The 22,775-nt window shown below is 64.0% G+C and carries 21 protein-coding genes; 8 read left to right on the top strand and 13 right to left on the bottom strand.

The window, feature by feature from the left end; translation table 11 throughout:
* Window positions 1–36: 36 nt before the first annotated feature.
* The 7 genes from AC06E7_RS12040 to AC06E7_RS12010 form a co-directional block, all read right to left on the bottom strand.
* On the bottom strand, window positions 37–1,242 hold the full coding sequence (locus AC06E7_RS12040; RefSeq protein ID WP_478064870.1) for a sensor histidine kinase: 1,206 nt from the start codon (window positions 1,240–1,242) through the stop codon (window positions 37–39).
* Window positions 1,243–1,313: 71 nt separating this feature from the next.
* Window positions 1,314–2,006, bottom strand: coding sequence for a response regulator transcription factor (locus tag AC06E7_RS12035; protein WP_478064869.1), 693 nt, complete (start codon window positions 2,004–2,006; stop codon window positions 1,314–1,316).
* A gap of 1 nt (window position 2,007) precedes the next feature.
* Window positions 2,008–3,120: a type 1 glutamine amidotransferase domain-containing protein gene (locus tag AC06E7_RS12030; protein WP_478064868.1), complete on the bottom strand. Its 1,113-nt coding sequence runs from the start codon at window positions 3,118–3,120 to the stop codon at window positions 2,008–2,010.
* A 75-nt stretch (window positions 3,121–3,195) separates the two neighbouring features.
* The gene (locus AC06E7_RS12025; protein ID WP_478064867.1) at window positions 3,196–3,588 is read right to left on the bottom strand and encodes a hypothetical protein; all 393 of its coding nucleotides are present in this window, start codon (window positions 3,586–3,588) and stop codon (window positions 3,196–3,198) included.
* A 43-nt stretch (window positions 3,589–3,631) separates the two neighbouring features.
* A complete protein-coding gene (locus tag AC06E7_RS12020) occupies window positions 3,632–3,883 on the bottom strand; it encodes a hypothetical protein (protein WP_093535649.1) in 252 nt (83 codons plus the stop codon).
* Window positions 3,880–5,214 carry a TFIIB-type zinc ribbon-containing protein gene (locus AC06E7_RS12015; protein WP_217538479.1) on the bottom strand — a complete coding sequence of 445 codons (1,335 nt, stop codon included), beginning with the start codon at window positions 5,212–5,214 and terminating at the stop codon, window positions 3,880–3,882. Before AC06E7_RS12015 ends, AC06E7_RS12020 begins: the two co-directional genes overlap by 4 nt.
* 18 nt (window positions 5,215–5,232) lie before the next feature.
* On the bottom strand, window positions 5,233–6,381 hold the full coding sequence (locus AC06E7_RS12010) for an SPFH domain-containing protein (RefSeq protein WP_478064866.1): 1,149 nt from the start codon (window positions 6,379–6,381) through the stop codon (window positions 5,233–5,235).
* 245 nt (window positions 6,382–6,626) lie between these two features.
* Here AC06E7_RS12010 and AC06E7_RS12005 point away from each other — a divergent pair, with 245 nt between their 5' ends.
* The 6 genes from AC06E7_RS12005 (at window position 6,627) to AC06E7_RS11980 (ending at window position 10,864) form a co-directional block, all read left to right on the top strand.
* The gene (locus tag AC06E7_RS12005) at window positions 6,627–7,208 is read left to right on the top strand and encodes a hypothetical protein (RefSeq protein WP_478064865.1); all 582 of its coding nucleotides are present in this window, start codon (window positions 6,627–6,629) and stop codon (window positions 7,206–7,208) included.
* A 168-nt stretch (window positions 7,209–7,376) separates the two neighbouring features.
* Window positions 7,377–7,727 carry a hypothetical protein gene (locus AC06E7_RS12000; RefSeq protein WP_478064864.1) on the top strand — a complete coding sequence of 117 codons (351 nt, stop codon included), beginning with the start codon at window positions 7,377–7,379 and terminating at the stop codon, window positions 7,725–7,727.
* A gap of 749 nt (window positions 7,728–8,476) precedes the next feature.
* A complete protein-coding gene (locus tag AC06E7_RS11995) occupies window positions 8,477–8,890 on the top strand; it encodes a hypothetical protein (RefSeq protein ID WP_478064863.1) in 414 nt (137 codons plus the stop codon).
* A 708-nt stretch (window positions 8,891–9,598) separates the two neighbouring features.
* A complete protein-coding gene (locus AC06E7_RS11990; protein ID WP_478064862.1) occupies window positions 9,599–9,859 on the top strand; it encodes a hypothetical protein in 261 nt (86 codons plus the stop codon).
* Between the two features lie 215 nt (window positions 9,860–10,074).
* Entirely contained in the window at window positions 10,075–10,587 is a 513-nt protein-coding gene (locus AC06E7_RS11985) for a hypothetical protein (protein ID WP_478064861.1), read from the top strand.
* A gap of 85 nt (window positions 10,588–10,672) precedes the next feature.
* The gene (locus AC06E7_RS11980) at window positions 10,673–10,864 is read left to right on the top strand and encodes a hypothetical protein (protein WP_141236262.1); all 192 of its coding nucleotides are present in this window, start codon (window positions 10,673–10,675) and stop codon (window positions 10,862–10,864) included.
* 136 nt (window positions 10,865–11,000) lie between these two features.
* On the opposite strand, the gene AC06E7_RS11975 is transcribed toward AC06E7_RS11980, so the two are convergent.
* Entirely contained in the window at window positions 11,001–11,276 is a 276-nt protein-coding gene (locus AC06E7_RS11975; protein WP_478064860.1) for a hypothetical protein, read from the bottom strand.
* A 150-nt stretch (window positions 11,277–11,426) separates the two neighbouring features.
* On the opposite strand from AC06E7_RS11975, the gene AC06E7_RS11970 reads away from it, so the two are divergent.
* A complete protein-coding gene (locus AC06E7_RS11970) occupies window positions 11,427–11,741 on the top strand; it encodes a hypothetical protein (protein ID WP_478064859.1) in 315 nt (104 codons plus the stop codon).
* On the opposite strand, the gene AC06E7_RS11965 is transcribed toward AC06E7_RS11970, so the two are convergent.
* Window positions 11,708–12,919, bottom strand: a complete 1,212-nt coding sequence (locus tag AC06E7_RS11965) for a sensor domain-containing diguanylate cyclase (protein WP_478064858.1) — start codon at window positions 12,917–12,919, stop codon at window positions 11,708–11,710. The genes AC06E7_RS11970 and AC06E7_RS11965 overlap by 34 nt on opposite strands.
* A gap of 156 nt (window positions 12,920–13,075) precedes the next feature.
* Here AC06E7_RS11965 and AC06E7_RS11960 point away from each other — a divergent pair, with 156 nt between their 5' ends.
* Complete coding sequence (locus AC06E7_RS11960; protein WP_478064857.1) at window positions 13,076–15,121, top strand: TonB-dependent receptor; 2,046 nt, start codon at window positions 13,076–13,078, stop codon at window positions 15,119–15,121.
* 439 nt (window positions 15,122–15,560) lie between these two features.
* Here the strand turns inward: AC06E7_RS11960 and AC06E7_RS11955 are convergent, their stop codons facing one another.
* The 4 genes from AC06E7_RS11955 to AC06E7_RS11940 form a co-directional block, all read right to left on the bottom strand.
* Window positions 15,561–17,609 (bottom strand): TonB-dependent receptor domain-containing protein, encoded by a 2,049-nt coding sequence (locus tag AC06E7_RS11955; RefSeq protein WP_478064856.1) that lies wholly within the window; start codon window positions 17,607–17,609, stop codon window positions 15,561–15,563.
* A gap of 244 nt (window positions 17,610–17,853) precedes the next feature.
* Window positions 17,854–19,452 carry an SDR family NAD(P)-dependent oxidoreductase gene (locus AC06E7_RS11950; RefSeq protein ID WP_478064855.1) on the bottom strand — a complete coding sequence of 533 codons (1,599 nt, stop codon included), beginning with the start codon at window positions 19,450–19,452 and terminating at the stop codon, window positions 17,854–17,856.
* A gap of 149 nt (window positions 19,453–19,601) precedes the next feature.
* On the bottom strand, window positions 19,602–20,987 hold the full coding sequence (locus AC06E7_RS11945) for a cytochrome c (protein ID WP_478064854.1): 1,386 nt from the start codon (window positions 20,985–20,987) through the stop codon (window positions 19,602–19,604).
* 10 nt (window positions 20,988–20,997) lie between these two features.
* A complete protein-coding gene (locus AC06E7_RS11940) occupies window positions 20,998–22,773 on the bottom strand; it encodes a GMC family oxidoreductase (protein WP_093536449.1) in 1,776 nt (591 codons plus the stop codon).
* Between the last annotated feature and the right edge of the window lie 2 nt (window positions 22,774–22,775).

The following is a 22,775-nucleotide window of genomic DNA, read 5'->3' as shown; positions in this document are numbered from 1 at the left end:
TGGGCTGAACGATCGGCATTGGGCAAACAAGCGTTCTCAAGTGCACGTGCGTGCAGCCGGATCGAGCAGGATGGACACGATGGTACGGGTCCTGTCGGGATTGAATCGAAGGTCGATCTGGTGGCGTTCGCACAGGCGATGGACAATCGACAGCCCAAGGCCGTAACCGCTGCTTGCCGCGCCTTTGGTGAAGGGCTGCAGGGCGTCCGCATCGATGCCGGCACCCGGGTTGGTGATCTGCAACCAGCCCGCTTCCACCGTAATGCTTACCTCTCCCTTCAGCGTGTGCGCGAAGGCATTACCGATCAGGTTGGACAGGATGACACGAAGTGCGGTGGGCGGCAGGCAGGCCTTTGCATCGCCCGCCACGTCCAGCGCCAGGTGCACCGGGCGATCGCCAAGAAGGCCGGTCTGGTCCACGATCACCCGCTCGATCAGTGGCAGCAGGGTGATCGATTCCGCGGGTTCCTGCAGATGCTGTTCGCGGGCCAGCATCAGCAGCGCGCTGATGGTGTGTTCCAGTTGCAGGACCGATTGGTTCATGTGGCCGAGCTGCTGGCGAAGCGCGGGGTCCAGATCGGCACGGGCCTGCATGCGCTCGCACGCACTGCGGATGACAGCCAGCGGCGTGCGCAGTTCATGACTGGCATCCCGCGTGAACTCGCGTTCGCGGTCCACGAAGGCCTCTATGCGTACCAGCAGCCCCTGCAGCGTGCGGGCCAGTGCGCCGACTTCATCGTCGGGAAGGCTCTCGGCGAACCCCGTCGGCAGATGCGTGGGACTGGCGCCGGCGACCACGTCGGAAAGCCGTGACAATGGCGCGGTCATCCGTCGCGCCAGCCATGCGCCCAGCAGCAGGGCGATCCCAAGCACGCCAAGGCTCGACCAGCCCAACCATTGCAGGATGCCACCCCGCATCGGCCGCACCACCAACTGCTGGCTGACCTCGGCCACCAGCCAGGCATCCGTTGGCTCCAGCCGCCGCAGATGGTAGTGGCGACCCTGGTCGCCGGCGAACTCCCGGCGCCAGGGTTCCTCAACCAACCGCGCGCCGAGCCCGTCGGGCAGGCTTGCAGCAGTCTCATGCACCGACATGCCCGGCAATGCCGGTCGCGCCCATCCCCCCTGGCTGGCGTGATGATGCAGCTGCACCTTGGCTTCCTGCTCCAGAAGCCCTTTGAACATCTCGTCCTCGACCAGATAGACGAACAGCACCACGTAGAAACCGTACAGCACCGCCACCAGCAGCGCGAAGCCTGAGAAGGCCAGCATCAGGCGGCGGCGCAGGCGACGACGCGGACGCGGTGCGACGCTCACGTGTCCGCCTCCAGGCGGAAGCCCACGCCATGCACGGTCTTGAGCAGGGGCACCGGGAACGGTTTGTCGAGCACCTGCCGCAGGGTGTACAGGTGCGTGCGCAGCGGATCGGACTCGGGTGGGCTGGCGCCCCACAACCGCTCGACAAGCTCGCTTCGGGTCAGCGTCCGTGGCCATGCTTCGGCCAGGAGCAGCAGGAGCTGCAGGGCGGTGTGGTGGAGCACCAGTGTCTGCCCGTGTCGCTGCACCAGGTTGCTGCGCCGGTCAATGCTGAGGCTGCCAACCGTCAGCAGGTGCGGGGTGCCTGCGCGGTGGCGCTGCGACAGGGCCACACACCGCGCCACCAGTTCGGCACCGGCAAACGGCTTGACCAGGTAGTCATCGGCACCACTTCGGAACCCGGCCAGCTTGTCCTCCAACGCATCACGCGCGGTCAGCATCAACACCGGCACGTGCCGGTCGCTGCGCGCGCGCAGCTGCTCGCACACGCGCATGCCATCCAGGCCGGGAAGGCCCAGGTCCAGCACCAGCACATCGGGCGGCTCGGCCAGTGCCTCCTGCAGCCCGGAAAGGCCATCGGCGGCGAAGCGGCTGTCGATGCCCTGGCCGGCGAACAGCAGCTCGAGGTTGGCGCGCAGCGCCGGGTTGTCCTCGATCACCAGTACGCGCAGGGCAGGGCAGGTTGTCATGTCAGCTGTCGATCCGTTTCAGCAGGTCACCAGCCTGTTGCATGCCGGGCGAGGCGTCCAGTACCTCCAGCACCAGTGTCCGTGCCCGGCTGCGGTCGCCCAACCGCAGGTGCGCCTCGGCGATGCCCAGTTTCAGCTGCGGCTCGGCCATGTAAGGCATGGCCAGCTCCATGGTCTGCAATGCAGGGCGCAGTGCCGCGAGGTCCACATCCGCCGCCTTCGCCTGGTAGAAGCCCAGCATGCCGATCAGCTCGACGTGGTAGGACGCAGGATCCTGCTTCAGCGTGCGGGCCGCACCGGCCGCATCACCGCCGCGCAGGCGCTCGACCAGCGCCATGGAACGCTCGTCGCGCCCGGGCGTACGTGCCACCGGGTTCCGCCCCAGGCCGCGTACGATCGCCTCGGCCACGCCGACGGTGGAGTAGGGGTTCTGGCCCGTGACCAGGCGCCCATCGACGACCACGTGCGGCATCATCAGCGGCGCTTCGCTCCACTCACCGCCGCGTTGGCGAAGCGCGTCCTCCAGCAGCCACGGGAATTCCTTCGCCCATTTCTTGCCGAACAGAGCTTCCTCCTCGTTGGTGAAGCCGGTCAGCTGCCGGCCTGCGACCAACGGGCTGCCGTCCGCAAGCCGCACCTCGGCCAGTGCGGCAGGCCCGTGGCACACCGCCGCGATCACCGCGCCGTTGGCCCATGCGGCGCCGATCAACTGCTGCAGTGGCTGCGAGCGGGGCAGGTCGAACATGGCCCCTTTGCCGCCCACCACATAGACCGCGCGGTAATCGCTGGCACGCAGCCCGGCGATGGGCCGGGTGGCGGCAAGCTGCGCCATGGCAGCGCCATCGGCCAGCAGCTGTGCGTTGAACGGTTCGTCGGGATTGTATTTGTCGGGCTCGACCGGGCCACCCTGGGGGCTGGCCACCTCGACCGCCAGCCCGTTGGCCTTGAAGACCAACCAGGCCTGCGAGAGCTCGTCGAATTCATACCCGGGCCGGGTCTTGCCGGCATCGCGGCCCTCGCCACTGAGGACGATCAGGACCTTGTCGGCCGCCAGTGCGGCGGGCGGGAACAGCAGGGCAGCGCCCAGCAGCAGGGCAGGAAGGAAGCGGTGCATGGCAACTCCAGATCGGATGGTGATCTGGAGCATGCACCCCGCCCTTCAAGCAGACTTCAAGTCACGCTTGTCGCGTCAGTTGGCGCTGTCGCCATGGCGCACGGCAAAGATGATCTCCTTGCGGTGCATCTCCGCCAGCTCCGAGCGGGCCACCACGATCTCGTCGTCCATATCCCACACGACCTCCTTGAGGTCGCCACGCAGCTCGCGCTTGGCCGACATTTCGTCATCCCAGGCGCTGCTGTCGGTGACCACGGTGACGGTGTCCGGCTCGACCTTGATGACCTTCAGCAGGCCGTAGGCCTTTTCGCCCGGCTGCTGGAACTCGGCAAACTCCGAAAGCACCGCTGCATACAGGTCACCGACCTTCGGGTCGTTCGTCTCAGCGGCCTTGTCGCCGCCACGGGCGCAAGCGGTGAGAAGGCTCAGCGAGGTGAGCAGCAGGGCAAGCAAGGCAAGCTTCTTCATGGCTATCCATAATCTGAAGGGTAGAAGGTGGCGGCATTCTACCTCACCCGCTGTTGCGCACGACCCGCTTGCGGTACTCGCGCACGTTGTCGCCACGGATCCGCGTTTCCTGCGTGCCAGTGATGGTATCCACCTGCCGGTCCGAGCCGGTCACCGGCTTGGCCTCCACCGTGGTCTCACGCTCGAACGCATGCGACTTGTCGGTGTTGCGGTAGTACCGGTACAGGCCCCAGTACAAGGCGGTTGCGCTGGCGGGACCCGCCAACAGCAACCAGAGACCACTGTCATCGCTCATGAGGCAGCTACCAGGAACCAGAGGGTGATGGCTTCAACGATGGTGCCGGTGGTGAGCGCGGCCAGCAGCAGCTTCCACTGCTGCACCGGCACGCTGCCCATGGTTTCACCGGTACGGCCGTTGACCGCGATGTAATGCAGCATGCCGCCGTTGCGGCCAGGCTGGTGGTACGAATACAGCCACACCGGCAGGTACATGGAGACCCAGCGCGAGCCGTGCAGGTCCACGCGTTCCTGCTCCCAGCGCACGCCACGGTCGTAGCGGCGCACCGAACCTTCCACCTGCGCGCGGGCGATGGAGAGCAGCTGGTCTTCCAGCCGTGGCTTCATCTTTTCCACGTCCAGGTTGCGCTTCTCGGACGAGAAGCCCAGCAGGTACGACGCGTTCCACTTCAGCGCATTCTTGGTATCGAACGGCAGGATCGCATTGATGATGTTGTTGGTGTTGGCCTTGGTATCCAGGTTGCCGCGCTCGGCCGACGATTCCAGCGGCAGGTCATCCACGGTGAAGTCCACCGCACGGTCCACCTGGTATACATCGGCGTCGTAGTAGGTCTTCTTCTTGTCACCTTCGCCGCGGGTGTACTGGCGGGTCTTGATTTCACCCTTGCCGGACACGCTGGCGCTGACGTTGCTGTCCACGATCATGTAGGGCATGTACACGCCCACCACGTTCTCGGGCGTGAACTGGTCCTTGAAGGCCTTCAGCGCGAACAGCCGGCGCTTGTCCACGAACTGGCGGATGCGCGCCACTGCATCGTCTTTCGTGATGCGGAACGGCAGCACTGCATCGGGCACCGCACCGTTGGCGACCTGCTCATTGACCCCGAACACATGGCGGCACCAGTGGCAGCGCGCGGTCATGGTGGTTTCGGTGTTGATGGTCACTTCGGCGCCGCAGCCGGTGCACTTGAAGCTCATCAGGCTGGCGGTGCCGGCCTCGATGTCGCGCGCGCCTGACGCGATGATGGTGCCGCGCAGCTGGTCCAGGCCTTCGCCCAGCCCGAACTCCTGCTCGACCAGCGCGCCATGCCATTCGTTCCGGCAGAACTGGCAGACCAGCACATCGGTGCCCAGCTTCAGGCGCACATCGGTGGAGCCGCACTTGGGACAGCGGTTCAGGCCGTCCTTGAGCTCTTCGGCACGGGTATCGAGCGCGACCGGATCAGGCGCCTCGATCTCGGCGCGGATCGGGTCGGGCAGGGTGGCCGGGTCAAGCGGGAAGCTGCCCGGCAGCGGCGGCACATCGCGCGGCGAGCCGGGGCCGGTCACGGCGTTCGGCAACGGCGGCGGGCCCCCGGGTAGCGGGGGCGGGGTTCGGGGGTCGGACATGGTAATCGTGTGTCCGCCTTACAGACCCAGTGCCTTGGCCTTGAGCGCGTTGTAGTCGTCCTGGGTGATCAGGCCGAGGTCCAGCATTTCCTTGGCCTTCTGCAGCTTGGCCACCGGGTCATCGGCCGCCGGGGCTGCCGGGGCGACCGGCTGCTGCATCGCGCCGGCGCCGAACATGCCGGTCGCCATGCCCACACCGACCAGGCCTGCCGCGCCGCCATTCTCACCGGCCGACTGGATGCCCTGGGCCACGCTGGCCTGCAGATTGGAATTGCCACGCCCACCCGAGAGCGCATCGGCGCGCTGCACCGTCTTGAGCAGTTCGCGGGTGTTGGCGTCGTATTCGATGGAAACGATGGCGGTCTTGACGATGGCCAGGCCACGGTCGGACTTCCACTGGTAGCCCTGCTCAACCGCCGCCGACAGGCTCTGGGCAAAGCCCAGCGAATCCTGCTGCAGCTTGGTGATGCGGTTGCCCTTGCCGGGATCGTTGGTGTACAGGCTGAAAGCCGGCGCGAGCGAGCCAACGACTTCATTGAACAGCTGGCTGGCCGCGGCGTTGTCCAGGTCGGTGAAGTCGAACACCTTGCCCGGCTGCAGGTAGCTGGCCGGCACGAAATTCTTCACGAACAGGATCGGGTCGACGATCTTCAGCGTGTACGAGCCACGGGTGACCGCGCCGACCTGGGTGTTGAGGAAGCCGTCGTCCCAGTAGATCTCCGACTGGGTGCCGAAGCGGTTGTCGGGCAGTTCCTTGAGCGAGACGAAGAATGCCGCCTGCTGGCCGCCCGGCTGGCCGCCGAACTTGAAGCGCTCCCAGCTCTGCTTGATCAGCGGGGTGACGATGCCGTCGCCGGCGAAGATCGACTGCGAGTTGAGGTCATCCGACCGCCACTCATAGCCACCCGGTTCGGCGACGAAGCCGGTGATGGTCCCGTCCTGGAACAGCAGCAGGCCGTAGCCTTCCGGCACCACGATCTTCGAGCCGTTGGTGATGATGTTGGACGAGCCACTGGTATTGGAGCCGCGCCCGGCATTGGTGCCCTGCGGCACGGCGGCGAACAGCGCCGCGGTGGCCGGCAGGCCCGCCGGCACGGTGTAGAAGTCCTTCCACTGGTCGGCCAGCACGCCGCCTACTGCACCTTTCACTGCCTGGATGAGACCCATGACCCGCTCCCTGAGTTCCAAGGACGGGCGGGGTGCCCGTCACGATGGAGGGACTATAGCAGCGGGGCATGGTCCGGGGATGGGCGTTTCCGGCAGTGGCGACTTTACGGCAGGTCTCGCCTCAGCTTGGCAAGGCCTAAACCTTCAGCCGGAACCGGGGATATCCCGCAAAGGGGACTGTCCACGGCTCAACTGCTGCCGGCATGCCCGCTACCCACCACTGGATTTCTCCAAGGACAAGCGCTATGCCCGATCCAAACGTCGTCTACGGCACAGAACAGAATGAAACCCTGTACGGCTCTCTCGGTGAGGACATCATCTACGACGGTGACGGCGATGACTCGATCAACGCAGGTGGCGGCAACGAAATCCTGATTGGCGGCGCTGGCAATGATGTGCTGAATGGAAGTAGCGGTGCCGATGTGTATCGCTTCAGCGCAGGCTTTGGGAATGACAGTATCTATGGCTACGACGAAGGCGTGGTCGCGGGTGACATCATCGAGTTCGATGGCAGCATCTCGAAATCCGATGTGCGGATGGAGAAGAGCGGTTGGGACTTGATCATCACCATTGAAGGCATGCCCGGCAACTCAATTCGGGTTGAAAACTGGCAGCGCTGGAACTTCGATGGCGAGCTCGCGGGAATAAGATTCGGAGATGGCACCTTCTGGGGTCGGATGGCCATGATCGACCAGATGAACCAGCCCACGGACCAGGGCCAGTACCTGGCCGGCAGCACGGGAGCGGATGCCATTAATGGAGGTGGCGGTGATGACTATCGATGGATGGACCGGCGACGACGTTGGGGATGGTGGCGAAGGAGATGACCAGGTCTACGGCGGGGAAGGCAACGATCCGGTAATAGGCGGGGTTGGCGATGATCGGATCGGCGGTGGCGCGGCAGTCCGGACGTTCGGTCAACCGACCACATCACCAACCTTCCCGCAGTTCAAGTGGGCGTGTCCGACGCGGAGTGGATGGCGCAGTGCCTGACCATGCAGCAGATTGCAGAGCTGAGATGGGCAATCGCCAGCCATGCGATGGCCGCACAGGATCGCGGGCGCGGGAACGAGATTGATGTGAGCGCATTTGATGTTGGCGGCGACATGCCAAGTCACCATGCGACGTACGCCCAAAGTCCCAGCCAAGGACCCAGCCGCGTAGTTTCTGGGCCGATCGAGCCCTCGATCGCATCCAAAATTGGCGGCGTTGCTCGAGAGGCGATCTCTGGCTACTTCCGACCGCTCACCAGCATCATCGGCTTCAATATGCAGGTTCAAGACTTCGCCTTGGTGGCGGTCAAGAACGGTATGAACTCCATGCGGAAAGTTCTCGAGACGCAGTAGCGAACTCTAGCTCAGGCTTTGAGGCCGGATTCGCTTCTGGTATCTATGCAGTGAATAGCCTGACTGATGCGGACACGCTTCTAACCACCAACCCCTTGACCACCACGGGCGCAGCGTGTGATCAGTTGAGCGCACTGTCCTATGAAGATCGGCTCCGATACGGTGGCTCGGCTATCCTCTCTTTTCCGAAGGGTGTGACGAAGCTCAGTAGCGTAATGCCTGTTAGCTCGTCCGGTGGTTTCAAAGCAGGCGCCTCCAGCTCGAGGAGGCGTTGGAGACCTGGAGAGGACTCGCCGTCCGCTTATCGCTGGTTCGTACGTAGACCTGAGCGTCGCCCCGGGCTTTGCTCCGGACCTGTATCGGGGAAACTCCAGGCATATCCGCTTCGGGCAGCCGACGATCAGTCCAAACTTCTCTACTGGACAGACTTTGCGGCAAACCATTGCCGAACTGGTGGGCGGGAAGTCACCCGACTCCATTGGCAAGCCCATCCGCCTAGTATATCTTGATGACAAGTATTTCACCTTGGATAACCGGCGTCTTTACGCACTCCAGCAAGCCAACCTCAACGATGTCCCGGTAGGGATTGTAGACCGAGCTGACGCGTTGGTTATGCAGATGCTGGCAAAAGATGGACGAATGAATCCGATCGGTGGATAACGCCGAACGATTGAGATTGCGACGAAGGCGGAACGAAATGGCGTTCTAGCGCGGCTGCGAGACGCTGGATTGATCAGGTGAGATGAACGATGAAAGTGTCAAAGTCAATTATTGAGCATGGCGATTTTCTGGCGTTCCCCGTCTGGATGCAGGACCCAGATACGGAACAGTTTTCGCCTATTATCCACCTGAATGAACAGATCGAGAGTATCGATGATCTTGTCTTCAGAGTTAAGGTAACAACACCTCAAGGCTTTTCTTTCGACGGATATGTTTCGGGGCTAGGTCGAGTTGGAATGGGGATTTTCGCGAATGGGAAGATGTATGCCGTTAACGCAAATTTCCCAAAGTTCTCGATCGAAAGTATGGCGAGACTTTCTTCTGATAATCCAGAGCTCGGTCTTCCTGAAGCCTCTTCCCTCTTCCCGCTTAGATTTGAAACGATAATCGATAAGGAGCCGTTTAGGGAGTTTTCAGGTGAAATCGACGCGCGGATCCCGTAGCGTATTGCGCAACGCGTTGGGGTTGCACTGAAGTCATCTGACCTTGGGGTCAAGGAGATTGGCGGACTACGTCGCGTCCGAGGCAGCGTGGCGCAATGCTGGCTGCGAGGAAATGACCAGGCTGTACGAAGGCATCGGCGAGCTGATGCTGGGTGCGATTCCACTCGAATGGCGGGCTGCGCCCCTCTTCAAGCCTGTCTTAAGGGTCGGTGTGAGCGTATTGCCCAGGCACGGCAACAATTCGGTGACCGGCCGAGTGATGAGGGCTTCGGCGGGTTCTACGACAACGCATGCAATGACACAAAGGCCGCTTACGACGCAGGTCGATTCACCGTTTCACCCAAGTTAAATGTGGACGCAGCCATCGGCAACCGCGCGGACAGCATTGCAACCCGTAGCTTGGTGAAGTGAGTGGAGCAGGAGGGGGCTGGCCGCCGATGTCAGGCTCAATCGCCGTTTGAGAGATCCGTCTGTCAGTGGTAAGGACCGCCGGACTGACATTGAGATTCGTTCAGGGAGGATTATTATCAATGGGGCGAGAGGGGGCAAGACAGTGAGCACGCCCCAGATTAGCGACTTCATCTGTTACCCGAACGGTAATGCAATTATCATTCTGCAACCCAACAAAATTCCAATCCTGCTATACCGAGATCACTTATGAGTTACAAGTGTAAGGGTAAGCGCGACGTCCTACGTTTGCTTTCCTACATGATTGTGTACGCCCCGGACTTCCGTGATGACGCTGCCATGACGCTTGATATTGCGTTCGGTGATCTTGAGGACGGGTTTCAACTCTTGGAGCAGGGTGACGGTCGCCCGGCGCTTATAGAGGCGCTGGTGCACATGCGAGAGCTGGCGCGGGAGTCCCGTGCGCTTTTTGATCTAGGTGAGATAAATCCGGCTTGCCACAAGCTTCAGGCGCTTGAGGAGGTGTTGAAGCCGGTACGCGTAAAGGGTGCAGTCGCATAAGTGGTAGTTGCAGTTCCTGCGCCTGGATCGTGATTTGTAAATGCTTCCGGCGCCTGCCTTAACAGTGCCTCGCTTCCCATGCAGTACGGAGTAGGTCTATCTTTTGCAAGCAACTGGAAGTGACTCATTTTTGCCGCCTGCGCGGACAGGATGCGTGCGATTCAAACTGGGTTGCACCATTCCCTGCAGCGATAAACACTCAAAGGAATGCTGAGATGGACTACCAACTTCCTGATGTGGATGAACTGCTGGTGCTCTCGGTTGATACAATTGCGAAGGGTCTCCAAGCTGACGCAGTGGTACTCCTCAAGTCATTGCTGGCGCGCGACGCGACGAACACGTACGCCATCTATCTGTTGGCAGCCCAACACGCCCAGCTGGGTATGGCGATCGCCGCCGCGCGGGCCGAGACCGCCGCTTTCCGCGTCTGGCGGCTGACCGCGATGACTTCATCCAGAACGCCAACATGGGGTTGCTGGAGCCATCGACCAGAACGCCAACATGGGGTTGCTGGAGCCATCGACCGCTATGACCCCGGCCGTGGCATAGCGTTCCAGGCCTATGCCATGGCGCGAGTGCGCGGCTCTGTGTTCAACGGGTTGCGGGCCATCCTGAGGGGGCAGGCGAGCGAGCGCTACCAGGAGCGGCTGGACACGCTGCAGGACCAGGAGGCATTCGGCTCGCACGCTCAAGTGCTAAAAGCCAGTCGCTCCGGAATTTGCGATTGAAAGCGTAACGATGCCCTCGGCTGACATGACGGCCTTGGAAGCCCACTCTCTGGGCGCGTGATGGACAGGATGGAGAATCAATAAGATGACTGACGTGGTCGTTCCTGCGTTCCAGACGTTTGAATCGGCGCTCGCTGAATTTATGAAGGATGGCTCTGTTTCTACCGTCCGTTGCGAGCGATGCGATGCGTTGATTGAGATCACTGCGCCGAATCAGTCCGCAATGTTCATGAGATGCAGTTGCGGTGCCTACAACGATACCTTGCGCGGACTTTGAGGTAATCCAAAAGGTGGCTAGGGGTTGCTGCCGACGCAATTCATGAACTGCGGGAATGGCCGTCAGCCGCTGCCTGGAAGGTCAGGCGCGCGGCGCTGGCGGGACTAAAAATGGCGTTGTCGCAGTGCTGAATGGCTTACGGCAAATCGCACTTCATCTTACCGTCGACGTAATACGGCTTCGGTACGTTCGGATTCTCGCTGGTCTTCTCGAACACCACCTCAAAGGAAGCCGCATCCGGCGTGCCCTTGCGCTCGGTGCAGGCGTCCTGCAGCTTCTTCTTGACCGCGGCGATGCCCGTGTCGCGATTGGCGCCGTCGGCGCTGTTGGTCAGGTTGGCGACCTCCGCGAAGGCGAGGGAACTCATGCCCAGCAGGCATCCGGCAAGAATGGCAGCGTGCAGCTTCGTCATTGCGACTCCTTTGCAGTGTTCGATTGCTTCCCTCGATCAAGCCGAGCGGAACGATTGATGAGCCGGGCGTTGTTCCTGCAGCGCGCTGCTAGGATAAGCAAGGCAGGTTAAGGCTTCGTGGTCGGTACGGGACGGAAGGAGTGATGCAGGATGCTTATCAAAGTGATGGCGTGGTTGCTGGTGCTGGCGGCGGCATTCTTCGCGATGGTTGGAGCTGCGCCGTTCGGTGGCGGCGCGTTCTTCCCGATCATCTCGTTGCCGGCGGCCGCGTTCCTTGCATGGCGCGGAACGGTGGTGGCGCCGCTGCTGGTCGTCGCCCTGGCGTGGATCGGCTTCCGTATCTCGGTCATCCCGCGCGAAGAAATCTTTGATGGGTGGGGATTGCCTGCATGGCTGGCGCTGTGGGTTGCAGTCCTGGTTGTGGGGCTGTTTCAGTCCGGTCGCTCGCGGCGGCGGCGCTCGTAAAGCTTCATGTCGGCGCGGTTGATGGTGTCGGCGACGGTCTCGGAGGGGCGGCTGATGGCGCAGCCGCCTGAGAAGCGGACCGGTGCGAGGTGGGCGCGCGCCTGGTAGGTCTCTTCCAGTACCTGCAGCCGCTCCATCCTGGCGCCGGGTACGAACACCAGGAACTCATCGCCGCCCAGGCGCACCACCACCTCGTTTTCTTCCAGCGGGCTGGAAAGGAACGCCACGAACTCGACCAGCACCGAGTCTCCGTGCGCATGCCCCTGGGTGTCGTTGATTTCCTTGAAGTGGTCCAGGTCGAACACCAGGCAGCCCCACGCTTCCAGTTGCTGCTGCGCGAGTTCGGCCAGGTAGCGCCGGTTGAACGAGCGGGTCAGCGGATCGCGGATCGCCATTTCCAGCAGCTGGCGCTCCTGCAGGTGCTGGGTGGTGATGTCCTGTGCGTGGCCCAGCACGTACGGCGGGTCAGCTTCGGTGTCGAGCACGTTGTGATACGCCCAGTAGCGGCGTGAGCCATCGTCGGCCACCAGCTCCATCAGGCCGGAGTCGCTCTGGTTCTCCGCGACGCGTTGCAGGTAGTACTGGAGCTGATCCTGGCGTTCCAGCGGAATGATCTCTGCCAGCGAACGACCCAACAGCTCGGCTTCGGGGCGGCCCAGTGACAGCGAGGCTGCAGGATTCACGGACGTGATCTCCCCGGACAGCGTGTGGGTGCAGATCAGGCCCAGGCTGTGCTGGAACAGGCGGCGGTAACGCGCTTCGCTCTGCGCCAGTGCATCGACGGCGGAGCGTTGTTCCGTGACGTCCTGGATGGCGCCGATCAAGCGTGCGCTGGTCGCGTCCTCAACGCGCTTTCCGACGATATGCAACCAGCTGCGTTCGCCAGCAGCGGTGATGGCGCGAAGCGTCAGGTCGATGGGCGATCCGTCGGCGGCGCATGCGGCGATCGCCGCCTCCAGCTGCTCTTGGCCCGGTTGCGGGTAGAAAGACAGGGCGGCACCCACATTCGGATCGAAGTCCTCGGGTACGCCATGGATCAAATGGGTCTCACGGGTCCAGGACAGCGTGTTGGTGTCCAGCGCCAGCTCCCAGCCGCCCACCTTGGCCAGTGTATTGGTCTGCTCCAGGAAGGCTTGGCTTCTCAGCAACTCCTGGTGCAGGCGTGCACGTTCGGTCATGGGTTCCTCCGCAGCATCTGCCGCCATCGTAGGCACCGGGCCGGAAGCGGTTGGTGAAGCTGCTGCGGAATTACGTGGATGTAATGTTATAGTGTCACATTGCACGCCCAGGCCGGCATCAGGCCTCCCCTCCAGATTTGTGACGCCTTCCTCTAAATGAAACGCCTTGCCTTGGTGACGGCCGTCGCCGCCGTCGTTTTTGCCCCCGAATCCCGCGCCCAGTCGTCCGACTCCGCACTCACCCTCGGCAAGGTCGATGTGCACCAGCACACCGAGGGCCAGCTCACCGCCCACCAGGTGCTGACCTCCGTGGACGTGCTTGGCGCCGACCAGATCGAAGACAAGAACGTGTCGCACAGCTGGGAACTGCTCGGCCAGATGCCCGGCATCCAGCTCACCGAAACCCGTCAGGGCGCCGAATCAGGCAAGGTCAGCTTCCGCGCCTTCAATGGCGAGGGCTACCTCAATGCGATCAAGACGCTGATCGACGGCGTGCCCAGCAACGTCAACAGCGGCAACCAGCGCTTCATCGACATGCTGTTCCCTTTGGAAATCAGTTTCATCGAAGTGGTGCGTGGCACCAACGACCCGCGTTATGGCCTGCACAACATTGGCGGCAACGTGAACTTCGGCACGCGCCAAGGTGGCAACTACATCGACGGACGGTTCGGCTACGGCAGCTACAACACCCGCGATGCGCAGTTGGCCATCGGCCGTGAGAGCAACGGGTTGGCGCAGAACTACTTCATCGGCACCCAGGCGTCGGACGGGTACCGTGACCATGACAGCTCACGCAAGTACGCCATCGGTGGCAAATGGTTCTACGGAAACCTGGACGACGGCATGCGCATTGGCCTCACCGCACGCGCCTACCACCACGAAGCCGAGGAGCCGGGCTTCATGACGGCTGAAGAACTCCGTACCGACCGCCGTGGCTCGCAGCTGCGCAACGCCAGCGATGGCGACGACCGCGACATGCGCCAGATCGGCGTGCACATGGACCTCAAGCTGGCCGACACCCTGTTCCTGGGCAGTAAGCTGTACTACAACCGCTACGAAGATGACCGCCGGGTGACCTTCAGCGACCTGCGCACCGGCAATGCGCCGCGCCAGCGCCGTGTGTGGGACGAAAAGCAGACCGGCATGCTCACCACGCTGACCTGGCAGACCGGCGCCACGCTTACGCTGGAAGGCGGGGTAAATGTCGAGCACCAGGACAACGGCTACATCCGCGAGCGTTTCAGCTACGCCGAGCCCACCGACTTCAGCGCCACCCCGGCACGCGTGCAGAACAACGACCGCCACACCTTCGACAACTACGGCGCATATGTGCAGGGGATCTACCAGCCCATCGAGGCGCTGAAGATCGTGCCGGCCTACCGGGTGGACCGTTTTGACGGAGATACCCGGTTGCCGGGCGGCATCACCGGCCCCCTGCAGCGCTACGGCACCATCGACCAGCCCAAGCTGAGCGTGGTCTATGCCTTCACTGACAGCACCAACGTCTACGCCAACTGGGGCCGGACCTTCCAGGTGCTGACCGGCTCCACCGCCCCGGCTTACCTCACGCCGGGGCAGGGCGCCATGAACCCGTCCACCAACACCGGCATGGAGCTGGGCATGAAGTTCAGCCCGTTCGCCGGCAGCCAGGCGCGCATCGCGGTATGGCAGCAGGATGCGGCCAACGAGGTCTCCAACATGCCCGCCACCGGCACCACCGTGACCCTGGGCAAGACCCGCCGCCGTGGCGTGGATGCGCAGATCAGCGCGCAGGTGGGCGAGAAGTGGACTGCATGGGCGTCCCACGCGTACCAGGAGGCGAAGATCGAGCGCGATGGTCGCGATGCCAGCGTGTCGCTGGAGGGCCGCGAAGTGGCCGCCACCCCGCGTTACATCAGCAACATCGGCCTGGATTACCAGGCTACCGAAGCACTGCAGTTTGGGCTGCAGGGCAGGGCGCAGGGCGATTACTACCTCGAAGAGCGCAACGTGGCCGGCAAGTACGGCGGCTTCGCGGTGCTGGACCTTAGCGCGCGCTATGACATCAACCCACGCTGGAGCGTGGATGTGCAGATGAAGAACGCCACCGACCGGAAGTACGACTATGCGTGGTACGACAGCTTCTTCTGGGAGCAACCGCAGCCGATGTTCTCACCGGCTGCGGGGCGTGGGTTTTACCTCGGTCTGAACATGAAGCTTTGATTGCGTGAAGTGGTGTGGGTCGTATGTCGCAGGCATTCCGTGGGACACGCATGGCGTGTCGCTACGCAACCCACGTCGCCCCGACAGCCACGCATAACCCAAAGGGCGGGGCACACCCCGCGTAGCGACACGCCATGCGTGTCCCACGCAACCCACGTCGCCCCGGCAGCCACGCATAACCCAAAGGGCGGGGCACACCCCGCGTAGCGACACGCCATGCGTGTCCCACGGAACCCACGTCGCCCCGACAGCCACGCATAACCCAAAGGGCGGGGCACACCCCGCGTAGCGACGCGCCATGCGTGTCCCACGAACCCACGTCGCCCCGACAGCCACGCATAACCCAAAGGGCGGGGCACACCCCGCGTAGCGACACGGCATGCGTGTCCCACGGAACCCATACCGAAACCAGGACGCGCCATGCGCGCCCCAGCGAGCGTCAGAACCGCGCCGTGGCGCCGACGAAGAAGGTACGCGCACCACCGTCGTAGTTGTTGCCTTCGTCGATGGTGGAGACGTCGCCGGCGTTCAGCACGCCTGCGCGCAGGGTCAGGTTCTCGTTGACGTTGAACCCGGTCACCAGGTCCCACGTGGTGTACGCCTTGGCGAACGTGGAGCTGGTGCTGGAGACCAGCTGTTCGCCGATGTGCTGCGCGCTCAGGTTCAACGACCACGCCTCGGTCACCTGCCAGTCCAGTGAGGTGTTGGCGGTGATCTTCGGCACCACCAGCAGGTTCGCGCCGGTGGTGCGGTTCTTGGATTCCAGCATTCGGGTGGCGTTGGTGGTCCAGCTCAGGCGCTCGTGCAGGGGCACGGTGACGCTGGCTTCCACGCCGCGGGTGCGCGCCTTCTGGATGTTCTGCGCAACGGTCCACCAGAAACCGTTGACGAAGCTGGAGTCGTAGCCGGCAATCTCACGCAGCGGCACCTGCTCGATCTTGTCGTCGAAATCGGTGAGGAAGTAAGTGGCCGAGGCCGACCAGCCGCCGCGGTCGAAGCCGACGCCCAGCTCGTAGTTCGTGCTGGTTTCCGGTTCCAGGTTCGGGTTGCCAGCCATGTAGCAGCCGGTGGTGCCATCGGCGCTGACCGAGCGGTTGGTCCAGCCTTCCACGGTGAGGCTGCGGCAGCCGTTGCCGCCGGACTGGGTGGCGGCACCCGCGCTGCCCTGCTTCAGGTTCGGCGCACGGAAGCCCTGCGATACGCCACCGCGCACGGTCCAGTCATCGGACGGGTGCCACACGCCGTAGATGCGCGGGCTCAGGTTGTCGTCGTAGTTTTCGGTGTTGTCCCAACGCAGGCCCAGGGTGAGGGTAAAGCGCTCATGCAGGGTGATGTGGTCTTCGGCGAACAGCGCCCACGAATCGGCCTCGTTGGTCGGGCTGATCCGGCCGCTGCCGCTCCAGGTCACCGGCACGGTGCCGATGGTGTCGGTGTTCTGCAGTTCTTCGCGCTTCCACTGGCCACCCACGTTCAAGCGGTGCTCGAAGCCCAGGTGGAAGCCGGTGGCGAAGGCGGTATCGAACACGGTTTCCTTCGCGTGGTTGCCGACCTGGCTGCCCTTGTCCTCGTAATCGTTCTGGGTCAGGGTGGATTTCGAGGTGCTCGCATCGCCATAGCGGCCGTCATGGGTTACCACGTAACCGGTGTGCACCAGCTTGGACAGGCCCCATGCGCCGACATCGCCGCCCCCACTGTTGCGCTGCACGCCATGGATGGCTTCGAAGCCCATGGTGTGGTCGCCGTTGATCGTCCAGTTGAGCAGCGCGTTGGCGTTCTCGGCTTTGGTGCCGGGGGTCTGGCCACGGCCACGATCGGATTCGCGATCGGTCACGTTGGCGCCGATGCGCAGGCCCAGGTTTTCCGTGAGCGGGCCGCTGAAGAGCGCGCCCATCTGGGTGGTGTTGCCGCGCGTGGACGAATCGGGCTTGCTGTAGTTGAAGGTGACCGAGCCACCCCATTCCGGGGCGATCTTGCGGGTGATGATGTTGATCACCCCACCCATGGCGTCGGAGCCGTACAGCGACGACATCGGGCCACGCACCACTTCGATGCGTTCGATCATGTCCGGCGACAGCCAGTTCAGATCCTGCGGGCCCAGGTCATCGCGGTAGTTCACGCCGGAGGAATTGCCCTGGCGGCGGCCGTCGATGAGGATCAGCGTGTACTGCTCGGGCAGGCCACGCAGTCGGATCTTCGACTGTGCACCAGACAGCGCATAACCACCGGTCACGCCCGGCACCGTGCTGAGCAGTTGGCCGATGCTGGTCACCGGCTTGCGCTCGATCTCCTGGCGGGTGATCACGCTGATGCTGGCCGGGGCGTCCTTGATCCACTGCTGGGCACCGGTGGCGGTGACCACGACGGTGTCGAGGTCTCTGGCGTCGGTCGCGGCGTCGCCGTGGGCGTGGACCTGTGCGGACAGGGCCAAGGCAATGGCCGCGGTCAGGGCGGCCAGCGAAGGGGCAAGCGTGGGGGGTGCAGCGTGCATCGAGCAAACTCCTGGAAAAGAGGGTCCGCTGGCGATGGCTGGGACATCCGTGTGGTGATTCTGAAAACGTTCACAATGCTATCACGAATCATTCGCATGTGACACATTCGGACACTTACGGGTAGCGCCGGCCGTTGGCCGGCCTGCGGGGGATCTGCATCGGGCGATGAAGTTCGTCCTGGGCCGGCCAACGGCCGGCGCTACCGTGCTCGCGGACTTTCCGCGGTCCCCACGGGGTACTGCCTCACCAATCGGTGGGCGCGTAGTCCTTCAGGAACTGGCCCCACACGTGCTCACCCGTGTTGAAGCCGTGGATGATCGGGTCGACGATGCGCGCGGCGCCATCAACGATGTCCAGCGGCGGGTGGAAGCGTTCTTCCTCCACCTTGCGCGCGGCGATCTCTGCCGGATCCTCGTCGGTGACCCAGCCGGTATCCACGGAATTCATGTGGATGCCGTCGTTCTGGTAATCGGCCGCCGAGGTGCGCGTCATCATGTTCAACGCGGCCTTGGCCATGTTGGTGTGCGGGTGGCGGGTGGTCTTGAAGTTGCGGTAGAACTGCCCCTCCATCGCCGACACGTTGACGATGTGCTTGTCGCGCTCCGGCGAACGCAGCATCAGCGGCTTCAGGCGCGCGTTGATGATGAAGGGGGCGATGGCGTTGACCAGCTGCGTTTCCAGCAGTTCCACCGACGGCACTTCGGCCATCAGCAGGCGCCACGAATTGCGCCCGCGCAGGTCCACCTGCTGCAGGTCCTGGTCCAGCCGGCCTTCGGGGAACAGGTGCTGCTGGCCCAGCAGTTCGTCGGCCAGCAACGGCACCTGCGAGAGTTCGGCGGCGCGGGTCAGGCCATCGGCCCCCACCAGCGCCTGCTCCTGCAGCGACGGCACGTTGGCATCCGAACCCAGGCCCAGCATCTCGGGGCTGCGCAGCCCTTCGTACTGGCCCACCAGCTTGCGGATCGTTTCCGGCAGGTCGTGCAGGGCGGCGGTTTCGCCGGCCATCATGTGCGCGTAGAACTGCGGCGGGCGGCGCACGGTCTGGCAGGCGTTGTTGATGATGAAGTCCAGCCGCGTACGGGTGGCCAGCAGTTCGTTGCAGAACGCTTCCACGCTGGGCGTGTGGCGCAGGTCCAGGCCGTAGACCTGCAGGCGGTGGCCCCATTCGGCGAAGTCGGGCTCTTCGGCATAACGTGCCGCCGAATCGCGCGGGAAGCGCGTGGTCACGATCAACTCGGCGCCGGCGCGCAGCAGCTTGAGGCCCGCCTGGTAGCCGATCTTGACCCGGCCGCCAGTGAGCAGCGCAACGCGGCCGCGCAGGTCGGCGGTTTCGGTGCGCTTGATGAAGTTCAGCTCGGCGCAGGCCGGGCACATCTGGTCATAGAAGTGGTGCAGCTGGGTGAACTTCTGCTTGCACACATAGCAGTGGCGCAGTTCCGGCGAATGCACCGGCTCGGGCGTGGCTTCTGCGTTCTCACCGTTGTGCGCGTCGTGCAGGCCGGCTTTGTGCGGCGGGAAGTAGTTCGGCGTGCTGAACACCGGCTTGCGGCGCAGGGTGCGGATGCCGGTCTGTTCCAGCAGCGCCTCGGCCTTGCGCACCTTTTCCTGGTGGCGAACCTTGGCCTGCTGCTTGAGCATCGCCCGGCGTGCCTTGGGCTCGGGGTGGTAGACCTTGGCCACGACCTGGTGGAAACGCACGCGGTCGTCTTCCGGCAGCGTGTCCAGCACGGCGCGGTCGGCCTCGATCGCCTCCAGCAGGTCCAGCGCGGCGCGCAGGCGGTCGGTCAGGGGCAGCTCGTCCTGGGGCAGGGCGTCGGCGGGAGAAGAAGCGATGGCGTTCACGTTGGATCCGGAGGTAGCGGCGGGAGGGCGGCCGGCAAGGCCGTCAACCGCGGGGGAGCGGCCCCTGCCGTTGCAGGGCAGGGGCGCTCGGAGGGCCGCTATTCTCCCCGATCCGCGGGTTTCGTGCAGGCGGGGCCTGAACCGCCGGGTTATTCCGCGTCTTCGCCGCCACGGGCCGCAGTGGGATCGTGCGCGTCCTTGGCCGCCTTGGCTTCGTCCAGCAGGTGCTGGCGGACCTTTTTGGCCTGGTCAGCGGTCACCGCGCCGGCCTTATTGCCGAAGTCCTGGCGGATGAAGGTCGCCAGCTGCGCGATCTCGGTGTCCGACAGGCGCTCGGCGAACCCGGGCATGCCCAGGTTGGACGGACGCACGGCGGTGGAGGGCAGTTCGCTGCCGGCCAGCAGCAGGCGGATCACCGAGGTCGGGTCATCGGCCAGCACGGTCGGGTTGCCGGCGATGGCCGGGAACACATCCGTGTAGCCCTTGGCATCGGTCCGGTGGCACGCCGCGCAGTTGTCGACGAAAAGCTCGGCGCCGCGGCTGTCGTTGATGCCGGTCTGCAGCTTGCGCGCGGTGGCATCGCTGGCGGTGTACGCAGAAGGATCATGCGCACTGGCCGGCAGCTGCTTGAGGTACACGGCGATCGCCTTCAGGTCCTCGTCGGTGAGCTTCTGCGTGCTGTGCCGGACCACGTCGGCCATCGGCGTGCCCACCACCGCGCTGTGCGCATTGCGGGCGGTGCGCAGGGTGTCCACGATGTCCTGCTCGGACCAGCGGCCCAGGCCATCGGCCGCGTTGCCGCGCAGGTTCACCGCGTTCCAGCCGTCAATCACCTGGCCGCCGGAGAGATACGCCGTGCCCGATTCGTCCAGTGCCTTTTCCTGCAAAGCGAAGCCACGCGGCGTGTGGCAGCTGCCGCAGTGGCCCAGGCCCTGTACCAGGTAGGCACCGCGTGCCAGCTGCGGGTCGCTGTAGTGGCTCGGATCAAATGCCACCGCTTCCGCGTCGGGGGCGAAGGTCTTGCGCCAGATCGCCAGCGGCCAGCGCATCGACAGCGGCCAGGTGATGTCCACGCCCCGGTTTTCCTGATGTACCGGCGCGATATCGCCGTGCAGGAAGTAGGCGTGCAGCGCCCGTACATCGTCATCGGTAATGCGCGCGTAGGAGGGGTACGGCATGGCCGGGTACAGCGTGCGGCCGTCGGGGGCGATGCCGTGCCGCACCGCGCGGTCGAAGTCGTCCAGCGAGTACGCGCCGATGCCGGTTTCCTTGTCCGGGGTGATGTTGGTGCTGTAGATGTTGCCCAGCGGCGAGGCCACCGGCAGCCCGCCGGCAAAGGACTTGCCGCCCGGCTTGGTGTGGCAGGCGGTGCAGTCACCGGCCGCGGCCAGGTAGCGCCCGCGCTCGATCAGCGCCGCATTGGCGGTCGGCCCGTCTGCCAGTACCCGGGTTTTGGTGGGAATGTAGGCATAGGCCAGCGCGGCCAGCAGCACGACCAGGCCGATCACCACGATCCAGAGAAGAAGCTTTTTCATGCGTGCCTCCTCAAGCCTGGACCAGGGGGCCCGGATCGGGCAGGTACTTCTCGCGGATGGCCTTGGCCGCCCAGTACGCCAGCCCGCCCACCAGTCCGGTGGGGTTGTAGCCGTTGTTCTGCGGGAAGGCGTTGGCGCCGATCACGAACACATTCGGCACGTCCCAGCTCTGCAGGTAGCGGTTCAACGCCGAGGTCTTCGGGTCTGCGCCCATGATCGCGCCGCCACAGGTGTGCGTGCTCTGGTACTTGGTGATGTTGTAGTGCTCGCCGTTCTTCTTGGCGTCACCACTCATCGACAGCGGATTGAGCGTGCGGCTCATCTGCATGGCCTGGTCCACGAAGAACTGCGATGCCTTGATCTCGTTGGGGTGCCAATCGAAGGTCATGCGCAGCAGCGGGCGCCCGAAGGAGTCCTTGTAGTTCGGGTCCAGGCTCAGGTAGTGCTGCCGGTAGGACATGCATGCACCCTGCACCTCGTAATAGAAGTTGTGGCGGAAGTTGTCGGCCGCGGCCTTCTTCCATGCCGCGCCCCAGTTCGGGGTGCCGGAGGGCACGTTGATGCCGCGCACCGGGCCGGCGCCGGGCTGCCGCGCCCAGACCAGGCCGCCACCGACGAAACCGGCCTTGGCGTTGTCCAGCTGGTTGCCGTTGAGGTCGTCCATGGTGGTGCCCGCGCCCCCGATGCCGATGAAACCGTTGGCCTGCACGTCCTTGTCGAAGAACAGCACCACCCGGTTGAGGTTCTGGTAGGAGTAGTTGCGCCCCACGGTGCCAGTGTTGGTCTGCGGGTCGTAGGCTTCACCGATGCCGGAGACCAGCATCAGGTGCACGTTGTAGAGCTGGAAGGCGCACAGCAGCACCATATCGGCCGGCTGCTCCACTTCACGTCCCTGCGCATCCAGGTAGGTCACGCCGGTGGCCTTGGCCTTGGTGCTGTCCAGGTTCACCCGCAGCACCTGCGAATGCGTGCGCAGCTCGAACTTCGGCCGCTGGCGCAGCACCGGCAGGATGCAGGCGTTCGGGCTGGCCTTGGAGTAGTTGAGGCAGCCGTAGTCGCTGCAGAAACCACACGCATTGCACGGGCCCAGCTGGCAGCCGTACGGGTTCACATACGGGCCGGAGGCATTGGAGGCCGGAATCGGGTAAGGGTGCCAGCCCATTTCCTTGGCCGCCTTGTAGAACTGCTCGCCGCCCAGGTAGTTCGGGTTCGGCCCGAGCGGATACTCGCCCGAGCGTGAGCCTTCGAACGGATTGCCGCCTTCCTGCACCACGCCGTTGATCACGCCGGCCTTGCCGGAGGTGCCGCACACCAGCTCGAACATGTTCAGATGCGGCTCCAGTTCGGCATAGGTGACCGGGAAATCCTGGATGGTCATGTCCGCCGGGATGAAGTTCTTGCCGTAGCGCTCTTCCACATTGGTGCGCAGGATCAGGTCTTCCGGCAGCGGCCGGAAGTGCGCGCCGGACCAGTGGCTGCCCGCGCCGCCCACGCCGGTGCCCGGCTTGAACGAGCCCATCTGCCGGTAGGGCACGGCGGTATCGGCCAGGGTGTGCCGCACCGTCACCGTTTCCTGGTTCAGGCTCTGCAGGTACTTGCGGTGTACCGAGCCTTCCAGTTCGTCCACCACCTTCGGGTAGGCGAAATCAGGCTGGGTATCGCGGTCGCCGCCACGTTCCAGCGCCACCACGTGCAGGCCGGCATCGGTGAGTTCCTTGGCCAGGATCGCTCCGGTCCAGCCCATGCCGACGATGACCGCATCCACTTTCGGTTTCGTGATTGCCATGC

The organism is Stenotrophomonas sp. Steno-Z4 (assembly GCF_056393145.1).
Note: the sequence above shows the minus strand (reverse complement) of the source record. Positions and strands in the feature narration are given on the sequence as shown.